Below are 14,517 nucleotides of genomic sequence, written 5' to 3'. Positions count from 1 at the left end.
ATAAAAACCAATGGCTTAGTCATGTACGCCGCAAGAGTATGTTGTTGCTTGGCGGGAGTGTTTTGCTGATGGCATCATCGTTAGCGTGGAGCGCTGAGTTCTCCGCCAGCTTCAAAGGTACGGATATTCAGGAGTTTATCAATACCGTCAGTAAGAATCTGAATAAGACCGTTATTATCGATCCGTCGGTCAGCGGAACGATTACCGTTCGCAGCTATGACATGATGAACGAAGAGCAGTATTACCAGTTCTTCCTGAGTGTGTTGGATGTCTACGGATTTACTGTTATTCCTATGGATAACAATGTGTTGAAGATTATTCGCTCAAAAGATGCGAAATCGACATCTATGCCGCTGGCGAGTGATGAGCAGCCGGGTATCGGCGATGAAGTTGTTACGCGCGTTGTGCCAGTCAACAATGTGGCGGCACGCGATTTGGCACCGCTGCTGCGCCAGTTGAACGACAACGCGGGCGCTGGGAGTGTGGTGCATTACGAACCCTCGAACGTGCTGCTGATGACTGGGCGTGCGGGCGTCATCAAGCGGCTGATGACGATCGTCGAACGGGTTGATCAGACGGGCGATCGGAATGTTACCAGTATTCCACTGTCTTACGCGTCCTCGACGGAAGTGGTGAAGATGGTGAATGAACTGAACAAGATGGATGAAAAATCTGCCTTGCCGGGGATGTTGACCGCGAATGTGGTGGCAGATGAACGAACCAACTCCGTGCTGGTACGTGGCGAACCGAATTCACGCCAGCGTGTTATCGATATGGTCAAGCAACTCGATCGCCAGCAGGCGGTGCAGGGTAATACTAAAGTTATCTATCTCAAATACGCCAAGGCTGCCGATTTGGTCGAAGTGCTCACGGGCGTAGGCGACAGTATCCAAACTGATCAACAAAATGCATTGCCCGCGCTGCGTAAAGACATTTCGATTAAGGCGCATGAACAAACCAACTCGCTGATTGTGAATGCCGCGCCTGACATTATGCGCGATCTGGAACAGGTGATTGCGCAGTTGGATATCCGTCGTCCACAGGTATTGGTCGAAGCGATCATCGCGGAAGTACAGGATGCCGATGGGATGAACCTCGGTGTGCAATGGGCCAATAAGAATGCTGGGGTGACGCAGTTCACGAATACCGGGTTACCGATCACGACAATGATGGCGGGAGCAGACCAGTTTCGGCGTGACGGAACGCTTAGCACGGCAGCGACGAGTGCACTTGGCGGTTTCAACGGGATTGCTGCGGGTTTCTATCAGGGCAACTGGGGCATGCTGATGACGGCGCTGTCTAGCAACAGCAAGAACGATATTCTGGCAACGCCCAGTATTGTGACGTTGGACAATATGGAAGCGACGTTTAACGTCGGTCAGGAAGTCCCCGTGCTAGCTGGTTCGCAGACAACATCTGGTGACAACGTTTTCCAAACGGTGGAACGTAAAACGGTCGGTATCAAACTGAAGGTGAAACCCCAAATTAATGAAGGCGACTCCGTTCTGCTGGAAATCGAACAGGAAGTCTCCAGCGTAGCAGATGCGGCCTCCAGCAGTAGCACCAACCTCGGGGCAACATTCAATACGCGTACTGTTAATAACGCGGTGCTGGTCAGCAGCGGTGAAACCGTCGTGGTGGGGGCTTACTGGATAAAAGTACGAATGAGTCCGCCAGTAAAGTCCCCTTGTTAGGAGATATTCCGATTCTGGGGCATTTGTTCCGTTCCAACAGTCAGGAAACGAAAAAGCGCAACCTGATGTTGTTTATCCGTCCTTCTATTATCCGCGATCGCAGCCAATATCAGAGCGCCTCTGCCAGTAAGTATCACTCATTCAATGCTGAAGAAGAGAAGCAACGGAACGTGAGCAACGGTGAGGGCGGACTGCTGGATAACGACTTGCTGCGCTTACCTGAGGGGGGGAACGCTTATACGTTCCGTCAGGTTCAGTCCTCTATCGTGGCATTTTACCCGGCAGGCGGGAAATGAGCGACGTTGCCTCTTCGATTATAGAATTACGTCCCATATTGCCTTTCGCCTATGCGCGATCGCAGCAAATTCTGCTGTTGCAGGGGGATAATGATGCAAGTCTCCAGACGATCTGTGTTGCGCAGACGCCAGCGATAGCGCTGTTGGAGGCGCGTCGGGTTGCAGGCTGCCCACTCAGGATTGAGCGAGTGACGGAGGACGAGTTTGAACGGCAGTTAGTCATTAGCTATCAGCGCGATTCAGAAGAAGCACGCCGTCTGATGGAGGACATCGGTAATGAGATGGACTTCTATACGCTGGTGGAAGAACTGCCAGACAGTGATGATTTGCTCGATGCCGATGATGACGCGCCGATTATCCGCCTCATCAATGCCATGTTAACCGAAGCGATTAAGAATAAGGCGTCGGATATTCACATCGAAACCTATGAGCGTTATTTGCTGATCCGTTTCCGTGTTGACGGCGTATTGCGTGAGATTTTGCGTCCACAGCGTAAGTTAGCTTCACTGCTGGTGTCGCGTATCAAAGTCATGGCAAAGCTGGATATTGCGGAAAAGCGCATCCCGCAGGATGGGCGCATGGCGCTGCGGGTGGGAGGACGGGCGGTTGACGTGCGTGTATCTACTCTGCCGTCGAATTACGGTGAGCGTGTCGTGCTGCGTTTGCTGGATAAAAACAGCGTTAAGCTCGATCTTGAATTGCTGGGGATGTCGGAACGCAATCGACAACTGCTGGACAGCCTGATCCATCGCCCACACGGTATTATTCTCGTCACCGGCCCGACAGGGTCGGGGAAAAGTACCACGCTTTATGCTGCGCTTAGTCGCCTGAATGCTTCGGAACGTAACATCATGACGGTGGAAGACCCCATCGAATATGAACTGGAAGGCATCGGGCAAACGCAGGTCAATGCTAAGGTGGATATGACGTTTGCCCGCGGACTGCGTGCCATTCTGCGTCAGGACCCGGACGTGGTGTTGGTGGGGGAAATTCGTGATGGTGAAACTGCACAAATTGCTGTTCAGGCATCGCTGACCGGCCACCTTGTGCTCTCCACACTACATACCAATAGCGCGTTGGGCGCGCTGTCTCGTTTGCAGGATATGGGTGTCGAGCCCTTCCTGCTCTCAACCTCTCTGCTGGGCGTACTCGCACAGCGTCTGGTCAGAACGTTATGTTCTGACTGTAGTCAACCGCAGCCTGTCGATCTGGTTCAGGCAAAACAGATGGGGATTGCACCGGATACGCTGCTGCACAATCCCGTTGGCTGTCCGCAGTGTAGCTTTACCGGTTACCGGGGACGTATCGGCATTCATGAACTGGTGTTGATCAATGACGACGTCCGTGCGGCGATCCACCGTTGTGAGGGTGAAATGGCGATTGCGCAGATTCTGGGGGAGAGCCGAACGACGATCCGTCAGGACGGGTTGGAGAAGGTACTGGCGGGGCTCACAACCTGGGAAGAAGTGATCCGCGTAACCAAAGAGGAATGATATGGCACAGTACCAATATCAAGCGCTGGATGCGCAGGGGAAAAAATGCCGTGGCAGTCAGGAAGCCGACTCAGCCAGACAGGCACGCCAGCTATTGCGGGAGCGTGGACTGGTGCCGCTGTCGGTTGATGAAAGCCGAGGCGATCAGCAGAAATCCAGTTCCACGGGGTTCTCCCTACGCCGCAAAATTCGTATTAGTACCTCAGATTTAGCACTGTTGACGCGCCAGCTAGCCACGCTGGTAGCGGCATCGTTGCCGCTGGAAGAAGCGCTGGATGCGGTGGCGAAGCAGAGTGAAAAGCCGCATCTGAGCCAGTTGATGGCGGCGGTGCGCAGCAAGGTGATGGAAGGTCATTCGCTGGCCGATGCCATGAAGTGTTTTCCCAGTAGCTTTGAACGGCTGTATTGCGCAATGGTCGCCGCAGGCGAGACGTCTGGTCACCTTGATGCCGTCTTAAATCGGTTGGCGGACTACACCGAGCAGCGCCAACAGATGCGTAACCGTATACAGCAAGCAATGATTTATCCCTGTGTGCTAACCGTGGTCGCGATTGCCGTGGTCAGTATTTTGCTATCCGTTGTGGTGCCGAAAGTTGTCGAGCAATTTATTCATATGAAGCAGGCGCTCCCGCTTTCAACTCGAATTTTGATGGGGATGAGTGATGCCGTGCGCACGTTTGGGCCGTGGTTCCTGTTGGCGTTGCTGGCAGGGTTTATGGCGCTGCGCGTGATGCTGCGGCAGGAGAAACGGCGCGTTAGTTTTCATCGACGCCTGCTGCATTTACCGCTGCTTGGTCGTATCGCTCGCGGCTTGAATACGGCACGCTACGCGCGGACGCTCAGCATTCTCAACGCCAGTGCCGTGCCGCTGTTACAGGCGATGCGCATTAGCGGCGATGTGATGAGCAATGATTACGCCCGCCATCGGCTCTCGATGGCAACGGATGCGGTGCGAGAGGGCGTCAGTCTGCACAAGGCGCTGGAACAGACGGCGCTCTTTCCCCCGATGATGCGGCATATGATTGCCAGCGGTGAGCGCAGCGGCGAGTTGGACAGCATGCTGGAACGGGCAGCGGATAATCAGGATCGTGAATTCAGCTCGCAGATGACGCTGGCTCTGGGGTTATTTGAACCTCTGCTGGTGGTCAGTATGGCGGCGGTGGTGTTGTTTATCGTATTGGCGATTTTACAACCGATTCTGCAACTGAATACGTTAATGAGTTCGTAAGAGAACCAACAATTGAACAAGGAAAAGTAAGGATGCAACAGTATCAACGTGGTCATAGTCAGCGTGGTTTTACCCTGTTGGAAATTATGGTGGTGATCGTCATTCTCGGCGTACTGGCGAGTTTGGTGGTGCCCAATCTGATGGGGAATAAAGAAAAGGCGGATCGACAAAAAGCCGTCAGCGATATTGTCTCTCTGGAAAGCGCACTCGATATGTACAAGCTGGATAACAACCGTTATCCGTCCACAGAGCAGGGGCTGAAAGCGTTGGTGACGAAGCCGACGGTACAACCGGAACCGCGTAACTACCCGGCCGATGGCTATATTCGCCGCTTGCCGCAGGATCCGTGGGGTACAGACTATCAACTGTTAAACCCAGGTCAGCACGGCAAGTTAGATATCTTCTCCCTGGGGCCAGACGGTATGCCGGGAACGGAAGATGATATCGGCAACTGGAATCTTGATAAGAAATAAAGATATGCGGCGGCATGTCTGTCGTTATAAATGACGGCATAAAAAGGACGGCAAAAGCGCAATGAAGCGGTCAATGAGGAAACAGCAGGGGTTTACCCTACTGGAAATGATGCTGGTTGTATTACTGGCTGGTATCGCAGCTAGCATGGTGGTCATGGCGTTTCCTCCCGAGCGCCAGAATGACAGCGCCTGGCAATTGGCCCGTTTTCAGGCGCAGTTGGAATTTGCCGCTGAAAGCAGTCAGATTAACGAATATATGCTGGGTGTTCGCATCTATCCCGATCGCTGGCAGTTTTATCAACTCCAGCGACCCGCTGCAGCGGAAGGAGTACCAATGCCAGGCAACGACCGCTGGCAGGGCTACAAGTGGCAGCCGTGGCAACCGTATCGGGTGCGTGCCTCGGCGACGTTGCCCGATGCGTTACGACTTGAGCTATTGCAGGCCGATGGGAAAAAAGTGGATAAAACGCAGAGCGGCGACGACCCCGATATCCTGATTTTGCCCGGTGGTGAAATCACGCCTTTCCGTCTGGCCTTTAAGTCTGAAAACAAAGCGCTCTCAAATTGGCTTCAGGTCGATGCCAACGGACGGTTTGTGACGTCGATGAGTCAGGGTAAGAAACAATGAGACGGCAGAAAGGGATGACGCTGGTGGAAGTGTTGGTTGCGCTGAGCGTTTTTGCTCTGGCAGGCATTGCCGTTTTACAAACGACAGCTAGACAAGCAAGCAGCCTGAGCCGGCTGGAAGAGAAGACATTTGCTAGCTGGGTGGCGGAAAACCAGCAGGTTCAACTGCGACTGGAACAGCGCTGGCCGGAAGCGTCGTGGGTGAAAGGGGAAACGAAATTCGCTGGTGTGCGCTGGCATTGGCGCTGGCAAGGTATAGAAACTGGCGACCCCCAGACTAAAGCGCTGGATGTGGAAGTGCGGCGTAATAAAGATGCCTTTGCCGCCGATGCCTCGCTACGTACCTATGTGGTGAAGCCATGATGTTTAGTAAAACAAGGATGTGTAGTCAAACCAGAAGAATGCGAGAGACCGTGCGGCACAGGCACCAGCAGGGTTTTACGCTGCTGGAAATGATTCTGTCGATCGCTATTTTTGCGGCGCTGAGCCTCAGCGCGTTTCAGGTGCTGAACGGCGTGATGCGTAACGATGAAATCTCACAGCGTAAAGCAGAGCGTCTGGCTGAAATACAGCGCGCTTTTTCACAAATGGACAGCGATTTTTCTCAGATGATCGCACGCGGCAGCCGGGGGAGCACCTCGATATTTTATGCGGGTCGCGATCGGCTAAAAAGTGACGACTGGGGCGTTAGTTTTATGCGCAATGGCTGGCAGAACCCGTTTGGCATTCTGCCGCGTTCTGAACTGCAGCCTGTGGCCTATCGACTGCGGGAGCATACTCTGGAACGGCTAACGCACGCGGTTCCCGATCCTATTGAAGGGCTTGAGCCTGGTGTAAAACCGCTTCTCACGCAGGTTGACGGTTTCCGCCTGCGCTTTTTCAGCAATAAAACCTGGCGCGACCACTGGGATAACAGTACGCAATTGCCACAAGGTATTGAAGTGGTTCTGACCTTAAGGGATTACGGAGAAATGTCGCGTATATTTTTGATTACCACCGGGCCAGTTAAATGAAGTCGCGTCAGCGCGGCGTAGCGCTGCTGGTGGTGCTCCTGATTCTGGCATTAATGGTGATGATAGCCTCAGCGATCACGGAACGTACCGGTAAAGCGTTTTTGCGTACCGAAAGTCATTTAAGCCGCCAGCAGGCGAAATGGTTTGCGTTAGGGGCGGAAACGCTAAGCGGGCAGATATTGCTGCGTGATACCCGAAATATGCCGGGTCGCACGTTTGTCGGGCAGAACTGGTCGCAGCCAAGCCAGCGTTTTCCCGTGGACGGTGGGGATGTCATTGGTCAGATTAGTGATGCACGTACCTGCTTTAACCTGAATGCGATCAATCAAGGCGTGGATAACGAGAGTACGCTGGTGAAGACACCTTATCCGGCGCAGGTTTTTCGTTTTCTGTTGAAAAATCTGGGCGAGGAAGCGGATCGCGCAGAGAAAATCACTGCTGCAGTGCGTGACTGGATTGATGCCGATAACTATCCATCGGCGAATGGTGCAGAAGACGAGGTCTATGCCACGTTGCCGATGCCTTATCGTACTGCCAATCAAAGAATGAGTGAAATCAGCGAATTACGGGCCGTTTACGGCATGGACAGCGATCTCTATCGCCGATTATTGCCCTATGTCTGTGCGTTGCCGGTGGATGCGATGTCCATAAATATCAATACATTAACTGAGTTTGATGCGCCGCTGTTATCTGCCGTTTTCTTGAATGAAATGACAATGTCGCAGGCAAAAGCGCTGGTGCAGCAACGTCCAAAAATGGGGTGGGCAAGCCTTGAAGTCCTGCAGCAAACCGGATTATTGCCTCCGAATAGTAAAAATACTGCGCAGCGGGTGCTGGCAGTGAAAAGTGAATGGTTCTTTGTAAAGCTTCAGGTGCGTGTTGGCGACAGTGATTTTCACCAACGCAGTTTGCTTCATCTGAGTGGACAAAAGGTAGAGGTCGTACAGCGGCAATATGGAGGATATAGGACGGTGAATCCATGAAATTAGCGGGAAAATGGAAGCAAAAAGCCGCGAAAGCCCCATTAAATCGAGGTTCGGTGGTTCGACATCCGTGCCTCATTGTGCGTCTTCCGGTAGAGGAACAGGGAGAAATCGAATGGCAGCTCCGTTCACCCAATGGGGAAAATTTACTAAGCCAGGGGCGTGGTAGCGTAGAGCAGGTTCGCCCAGCGTTGGCAGCTTACCCGTCTGTGACGTTTACACGCGTTCTGGTTCCGGCAACTGACGTGACCTTTTATGCCCTGACGCTACCCCGGCAGGCGCGGCGTCAGTTGATGCAAGTCGTGCCATTTATGCTGGAAGACCAACTGGCTACGGACATTGAAAAGCTGCATTTTGCCGTGCTGGAAATTCATGGTGATGACGGTACGGTCGCGGTGGTGGAAAAAAGCCGGATGCGGCAGTGGCTGGCTCAGAGTGATGCGTTGGATCTCAGCGTTGATGCTCTATTGCCTGATGCCCGCGTATTGCCAAAACATCAGGATGGGTGGAGCGCGCTACAACATGGTGGCATGTGGCTGTTTCGTCAGCCAACGGGCCATGTTATGGCAGCGGAGTCCTCCTGGTGCGGCGATTTACTCAAGGCGTCCATGCCGCTGCCAGCAATATACAGCTACAGCGTTACATTGGGCGGCGGTGAGTTGTCACAGTACGAATGGCAGGAGGCGTGCGAGTGGAAAGCGCAGCCGGAAACAGATCTCTTCACGTTGGCAGCAACGGCGCAACTCCCTGCCTCGGTTGATTTGCGGCAAGGCGATTATGCGCCGGAGAAAGCGTGGCAAAACACCCTGCTGCCGTGGCGTAGCGTTGGGATCGCTTTTGCCTGTTACCTTCTACTGATCGTGGCGGAGGCGGGTTGGGCGCACTATCAGCTTTATCAACAGGCTGAACATTGGCGGCAGGAGAGCGTGCGTGTCTATCGGCAAATTTTCCCTTCCGAGACGAATGTCGTTAACCCGCGAGCACAGATGCAGCAGCATCTGCAACGTACCGCGGCCGGGGGCGCAGGGAAGGGGCTACTGGAGCAGTTGAACCCTTTGCAGCAACTCATGACGCAGAATAGCGCGATCAAAATCCAGTCGCTGTCTTACGACGGTTCTGCGGGTGAATTCCGACTGGCGTTGCAGGGGGCGTCTTATCAAGAGCTAGAGCAGTTTCAGCAGCAGGCTGCTGCCTATTATCAGGTACAGGCGGGTGAGATGCGGCAGGAAAACGAGCGGGTTGAAGGCCGGTTAACATTAAGGAGCCTGCAATGAATGAATTACGACAACGCTGGCAGGCCATGAGTCCGCGCGAACGCCAGCTTATGGTCGTGTGTGCGGCGATGCTTCTGCTCTGTCTGGTGTATTACGCTATTTTTCAGCCGTGGCAACTGCGGGAAGATCTGTGGGAACGTACAATTTCCCGTGAGCAGCAGACGGTCAACTGGATGCAGAAACAGGCCTTATCGATTCCGCAGGGAAATCAGGCGCAGGGGGAAAGTGGTCAGAGGGAAACCAGTCTGCCTATTTTGATTTCGCAAAGCACCAAGCGTTATGGACTGACCGTTGCACGCTTGCAGCCGCAGGGCAATCAGGCATCGGTGACGCTCGCTCAGAGCGATTTCAATAGCCTGCTGCGGTGGCTTAGCGAGCTGGAACAGCAAAACGGTGTGCGAGTCGTGTCGCTGGATGTGAATGCCATCGAGCAAAGCCCGGGGATGGTGGATGTTACCCGGTTGATGTTAGAACGGGCGGATGAAGGTTAAGTCTGGTATTAAAGAATGAAACGCTCATCTACGCCGCTTCTTTATCAATAATCAGGGATTAACGTGGACGATTTGAGGGAATTTGCACTGGTTTTTCCAGCATGGTGGTTTTGCACGCTAGGCGTGTTGGGGCTGATTATTGGCAGTTTTCTGAATGTAGTGATTTATCGCCTGCCAATTATGCTGGAACGGCGTTGGCAGCAGGACACCGATCTTCAGGCGGGAATGACGGATTCCAGTCGTGATAGTACTCGCTATAACCTGTGGTGGCCGCCTTCGGCTTGTCCACATTGCCAGCAGGCTATTGCGGTGAAAGATAACATCCCGCTGTTCAGTTGGTTGTGGCTACGCGGTCGCTCTCGCTGCTGTCATCAGCCCGTGTCTGTGCAATATCCGCTGGTGGAAGCGATCACCCTGCTGGTTTTTCTAACGGCGGGTTTGCTATGGCCGCCCGGTATGGCGCTGTGGGGAGCGTTGATTCTGCTGTCTTTCCTGTTGGTATTGACCGTTATTGATATAAAAACGCTGCTGCTGCCGGATGTGCTTACGCTATCGCTCCTGTGGGTGGGGTTATTGTTTAATCTGTCGGAAACGTTTGTCCTATTGGGCGATGCGGTGGTAGGTGCAATAGCTGGTTATTTGTCACTGTGGTTACTTTATTGGGTATTTAAATATGCCACAGGCAAAGAGGCGCTAGGGTACGGCGATTTTAAGTTACTGGCTGCGCTGGGCGCCTGGCTAGGCTGGCGGGCATTGCCGAATCTCGTCTTGGTGGCGGCGCTGAGTGGGTTGGTTGTGACGCTCGTCTGGCGTGGATTGCGTAAAGAAGAGACGAATAAACCGTTGGCCTTTGGCCCCTGGCTGGCACTTGGCGGCGTGTTTAGTCTGATAATGAATGGGTTCAATCTGTAGATAATGGCAAAGACATGGCCGAATCATTATTCGAGGCGAATAAAAGGCATAAAAATAGGCTGAGGGTATCAATACCATCAGCCTTTTTTATCTCTGTGTGTGCCCTTCAGCGAATACATCTTTGCCGGGCAAATGACAGGTTATTCTACCATCAGCATAAAGGTACTCACCCAAACGACTAAGCAGAATGAGATACCCATAAAAAAATACTTCACCGATTTATTCTCCAGCAGAAACCACGCCAGCAACGATCCCGATTGTGCGTTTTATTATGGAAGGAAATAATTACGCTGTTGGTTATATCACCGAAGGGTAATCTTTCCCGTTGTCATCACCAGAATCACACTAGTTATGACGGGATCGGCGCTAAATTTACGCCGAGTTAGGGGGGGAATTCAAGAGGTCCAGACACTATATTTTTAAAATAGCATTAAAAAGCGTTGCGTCGTTTCAGCGGTAGGAAAAACCGGGGGAATTACGGTAAAAATCGTACCTTATTCCCCCGACTCTTGGCGACGTTATCTTCGAGTTAACGTCTCGCGTGACGGTATTGTCACGAGCTCATCAGGCTAATGATTTAGGCGACGAGGCTAATCCCGCCATCCCATCGCAGGCGCAACATGCTTCAGAATTGCCTCGATAACATGCGTATTATAATCAACACCGAGTTGATTCGGCACAGTCAGCAATAATGTATCTGCTTCGGCAATCGCTTCATCCTGTTTTAACTGTTGGATGAGTGCTTCTGGTTCGGCAGCATAACTGCGTCCGAAAATCGCGCGCGTTTTCTCATCGAGAAAACCGACTTTATCGCTATCGTTACTGCTCCCGCCGAAATAGGCGCGATCGCGCTGATCCATCAGTGCAAAAATACTCCGGCTGACGGAGACGCGAGGTGTGCGTGCATGTCCGGCTTCAGCCCAGGCTGCCCGGTACGCGCGAATTTGCTGTGCTTGTTGAATATGAAAAGGTTCGCCAGTTTCATCATCCTTCAGCGTAGAGCTTTGCAAGTTCATTCCCAGTTTCGCTGCCCATACTGCCGTGGCATTCGAGCCAGCTCCCCACCAGATTCGTTCGCGTAACCCTTCAGAATAGGGTTCCAGGCGCAACAGACCCGGTGGATTCGGGAACATGGGCTGCGGATTCGGTTTTGCAAACCCTTCTCCGCGCAGCACATCCAGCAGTGCCTCGGTATGATGTCGTGCCATATCAGCTTCAGACTGACCTTCTGTAGGCTGATAACCAAAATAGCGCCAGCCATCGATCACCTGCTCAGGGGAACCCCGGCTGATGCCGAGCTGTAAGCGTCCCCCAGATATCAAGTCGGCGGCACTGGCGTTTTCAGCCATATACAGCGGATTTTCGTAGCGCATGTCGATGACGCCTGTACCAATTTCAATACTGCGGGTTTTCGCGCCAATCGCCGACAGCAGTGGAAAAGGTGAGCCCAGTTGGCGGGCAAAATGATGCACCCTGAAATAAGCGCCATCAGCGCCCAACTCTTCTGCCGCGACAGCAAGATCGATGGATTGCAGTAATGCATCTGCCGCTGAACGTGTGCCGGACTGCTGCGACGGTGTCCAATGGCCAAATGATAAAAATCCAATCTTTTTCATAGGGTATTTATCCTTATATTCAGCGAAATATTTAGCATAGGTGCGCGTGTAGCAAGGCATAACGCAATAGTGCGATCACTCTACGCGATTAATAATGAGAATAAATGTCATTTTTTTAACGTAATAATTCAGTTTATCTGAGTGATTGCTTGCAGAGTAAATGGCGTGTTGATCGGATAATTTCTGTTTTTTTCCCATAAATAACCTTTAGGGTAAAACGCTGTCATGCTTATCTACCCCGAAGTTGGTATCCAAATATTATTATGAGCGAGATCAGTATTTTCTTTCTCACTTACGCTGTATTATTTTATATATAGCGAAAATCAGGATACGAACATGATAAAGAAATTTGGCTACACGCTGTGGCTTACCGGGCTGTTTTTGGTGTTTTCCAACGCCTGGGCAGCGCGTCAGGTCACCGATCAACTGGGGCGCGATGTGACGATCCCCGACCATGTTAATCGCGTGGTGGTGTTGCAGCATCAAACACTAAATTTACTGGTGCAGTTGGATGCACAGGAGAGCGTCGTTGGGGTGTTGTCCAGTTGGAAGAAACAGTTGGGCGAGCATTACTTGCGCCTGGCACCGCGTTTAGCGGATCTACCGATGCCGGGAGATCTCACGCAGGTTAATATTGAAAGCCTGCTGAAGCTGTCGCCGCAGGTGGTTTTTGTGGCTAACTATGCACCGCCAGAAATGATTTCACAGATTGAGCGGACGGGGATTCCTGTTGTGGCGATCTCGCTACGTCAAGACCAGCCGGGAGAAGCCGATAAGATCAATCCTACCATGGGTGATGAAAACACCGCGTATAACGAAGGGCTCAAGGCAGGAATTCGGCTGATTGGTGAAGTGGTTGAACGTCAAAAGCAGGCGGAAGCGCTGATTGACTATACCTTTACGCAGCGGCAAAGCGTTAGCGCACGGTTGGATTCCATCCCAGAAGAAAAGCGAATCCGCGTGTATATGGCTAACCCAGATCTGACAACCTACGGTTCAGGAAAATATACCGGCCTGATGATGTCGCATTCCGGAGCGTTGAACGTGGCGGCAGCCTCGATAAAAGGCTTCAAACAGGTATCGATTGAAAATGTACTGGCCTGGAACCCACAGGTTATTTTTGTGCAGGATCGCTACCCGGATGTTGTGAAGCAGATCGTCAACGATCCCGCCTGGCAGGCGATTGATGCGGTGAAGCAGCATCGCGTGTATCTGATGCCGGAATACGCCAAAGCCTGGGGTTATCCGATGCCGGAAGCGTTAGCGATTGGCGAATTGTGGATGGCGAAAAAGCTGTATCCCGAACGCTTCGCTGATATCGATATGCAAAAAGCTGCCGATGAGTATTACCAGCGCTTCTATCGCATGGACTACCGTGCAGAAGCCTCTGCGGCGCAATGAGTTATCGCACCTATCGGATCACGCTGCTGACGGTGGTGGTGTCCACGCTGTTGATTGCCGTGTGCTCACTGGGGATAGGGCATTTTAGCTTATCCCCGTGGCGCATCATCCAGATCCTTATTGAACCACTGTCTGGCGGTAATCCTTTACTTGGTGATATCGAGCGGCAGGTGGTGTGGAGTGTACGCTTACCCCGCGTGCTGTTGGCCTGGTGTGCTGGTGCGGCACTGGCGCTGAGTGGAGCCACGCTGCAGGGCGTTTTTCGTAATCCGCTAGTGGATCCACATATTATTGGCGTTTCCGCTGGCGCCGCTTTCGGCGGCACGCTGGCAATTTTATTAAGCTGGACGCCGCTGCTCTTGCTGCTGTCTGCATTTACCTTCGGCATGTTGGCGCTCCTGCTGATTTTCGTAATGGCTGCCGCATTTGGCAGGCAGAACGTACTGATCCTGATTCTGGCGGGCGTCATCCTCAGCGGCTTCTTTGGCGCGCTGGTCAGCCTGATGCAATATCTGGCGGATACCGAAGAGAAACTGCCGAGTATCGTGTTCTGGCTGCTGGGCAGCTTTGCCACCGCACATTGGAACTCGCTGATAACGCTAGCGGTGCCATTAGCGCTCGCGGGGGGATTGCTGTTGCGGCTGCGCTGGCACGTGAATGTGTTGTCGATGGGGGAGCAGGACGCACGTGCGCTGGGTGTCGTCGTACAACCTTTGCGCTGGCTGATTTTGAGCCTGTGTGCCGCCATCGTGGCTGCTCAGGTAGCGGTTAGCGGCAGCATCGGCTGGATTGGGCTGGTGATCCCTCATATCGCACGTAGGTTGGTGGGAGCCGACCACCGTCGCTTGCTGCCAGTGTCATTGTGGCTTGGCGGGGGATTTATGATGCTGGTAGACGATCTGGCTCGCAATCTCAGCGAAGCCGAGATTCCATTGGGCATTCTGACGGCGCTACTCGGTGCACCACTTTTTGCTGTGCTGCTGTATAAAACACAGCGACAGGGCGGGGGACGCTAG

General features: G+C 52.8%; 14 protein-coding genes and 1 pseudogene. 13 read left to right on the top strand and 2 right to left on the bottom strand.

Translation table 11 applies throughout. The features are described from left to right. Window positions 1-38: 38 nt before the first annotated feature. From gspD to A7983_RS01320, 11 genes and pseudogenes are all read left to right on the top strand, one after another. A pseudogene (gspD, locus tag A7983_RS01370) lies at window positions 39-1,990 on the top strand (type II secretion system secretin GspD). After that, on the top strand, window positions 1,987-3,483 hold the full coding sequence (gspE, locus tag A7983_RS01365; RefSeq protein WP_005969987.1) for a type II secretion system ATPase GspE: 1,497 nt from the start codon (window positions 1,987-1,989) through the stop codon (window positions 3,481-3,483). The pseudogene gspD and the gene gspE overlap by 4 nt, the downstream one beginning before the upstream one ends. Before the next feature lies 1 nt (window position 3,484). Beyond that, window positions 3,485-4,711, top strand: coding sequence for a type II secretion system inner membrane protein GspF (gene gspF / locus A7983_RS01360; RefSeq protein WP_005969986.1), 1,227 nt, complete (start codon window positions 3,485-3,487; stop codon window positions 4,709-4,711). A gap of 32 nt (window positions 4,712-4,743) precedes the next feature. Continuing rightward, window positions 4,744-5,184, top strand: coding sequence for a type II secretion system major pseudopilin GspG (gene gspG, locus A7983_RS01355; protein WP_005969985.1), 441 nt, complete (start codon window positions 4,744-4,746; stop codon window positions 5,182-5,184). A gap of 61 nt (window positions 5,185-5,245) precedes the next feature. Then, the gene (gspH, locus tag A7983_RS01350) at window positions 5,246-5,812 is read left to right on the top strand and encodes a type II secretion system minor pseudopilin GspH (RefSeq protein WP_005969984.1); all 567 of its coding nucleotides are present in this window, start codon (window positions 5,246-5,248) and stop codon (window positions 5,810-5,812) included. Next, window positions 5,809-6,174 (top strand): type II secretion system minor pseudopilin GspI, encoded by a 366-nt coding sequence (gene gspI / locus A7983_RS01345; protein ID WP_005969982.1) that lies wholly within the window; start codon window positions 5,809-5,811, stop codon window positions 6,172-6,174. The genes gspH and gspI overlap by 4 nt, the downstream gene beginning before the upstream one ends. Window positions 6,175-6,224: 50 nt before the next feature. Next, window positions 6,225-6,824 carry a type II secretion system minor pseudopilin GspJ gene (gene gspJ, locus A7983_RS01340; RefSeq protein WP_235778011.1) on the top strand — a complete coding sequence of 200 codons (600 nt, stop codon included), beginning with the start codon at window positions 6,225-6,227 and terminating at the stop codon, window positions 6,822-6,824. After that, window positions 6,821-7,807, top strand: a complete 987-nt coding sequence (gene gspK, locus A7983_RS01335) for a type II secretion system minor pseudopilin GspK (RefSeq protein WP_005969980.1) — start codon at window positions 6,821-6,823, stop codon at window positions 7,805-7,807. The genes gspJ and gspK overlap by 4 nt, the downstream gene beginning before the upstream one ends. After that, a complete protein-coding gene (gene gspL / locus A7983_RS01330; RefSeq protein ID WP_005969979.1) occupies window positions 7,804-9,081 on the top strand; it encodes a type II secretion system protein GspL in 1,278 nt (425 codons plus the stop codon). The genes gspK and gspL overlap by 4 nt, the downstream gene beginning before the upstream one ends. Next, window positions 9,078-9,572 (top strand): type II secretion system protein GspM, encoded by a 495-nt coding sequence (gene gspM, locus A7983_RS01325; RefSeq protein WP_005969978.1) that lies wholly within the window; start codon window positions 9,078-9,080, stop codon window positions 9,570-9,572. The genes gspL and gspM overlap by 4 nt, the downstream gene beginning before the upstream one ends. Before the next feature lie 63 nt (window positions 9,573-9,635). Next, window positions 9,636-10,484, top strand: coding sequence for a prepilin peptidase (locus A7983_RS01320; protein ID WP_005969976.1), 849 nt, complete (start codon window positions 9,636-9,638; stop codon window positions 10,482-10,484). A 140-nt stretch (window positions 10,485-10,624) separates the two neighbouring features. On the opposite strand, the gene ypdK is transcribed toward A7983_RS01320, so the two are convergent. Then, a complete protein-coding gene (ypdK, locus tag A7983_RS23815; protein ID WP_099606229.1) occupies window positions 10,625-10,699 on the bottom strand; it encodes a membrane protein YpdK in 75 nt (24 codons plus the stop codon). Window positions 10,700-11,074: 375 nt separating this feature from the next. Next, complete coding sequence (locus tag A7983_RS01315) at window positions 11,075-12,100, bottom strand: LLM class flavin-dependent oxidoreductase (RefSeq protein ID WP_005969975.1); 1,026 nt, start codon at window positions 12,098-12,100, stop codon at window positions 11,075-11,077. Between the two features lie 336 nt (window positions 12,101-12,436). Between A7983_RS01315 and A7983_RS01310 the strand changes: the two genes are divergently transcribed. Together A7983_RS01310 and A7983_RS01305 are read left to right on the top strand one after the other, a co-directional pair. Beyond that, window positions 12,437-13,501, top strand: a complete 1,065-nt coding sequence (locus tag A7983_RS01310) for an ABC transporter substrate-binding protein (protein ID WP_005969973.1) — start codon at window positions 12,437-12,439, stop codon at window positions 13,499-13,501. Then, window positions 13,498-14,517 (top strand): FecCD family ABC transporter permease, encoded by a 1,020-nt coding sequence (locus tag A7983_RS01305; RefSeq protein WP_005969972.1) that lies wholly within the window; start codon window positions 13,498-13,500, stop codon window positions 14,515-14,517. Before A7983_RS01310 ends, A7983_RS01305 begins: the two co-directional genes overlap by 4 nt.

The organism is Pectobacterium wasabiae CFBP 3304 (assembly GCF_001742185.1).
GTDB classification, from domain to species: domain Bacteria; phylum Pseudomonadota; class Gammaproteobacteria; order Enterobacterales; family Enterobacteriaceae; genus Pectobacterium; species Pectobacterium wasabiae.
This window is presented reverse-complemented; position numbering and strand designations above follow the sequence as displayed.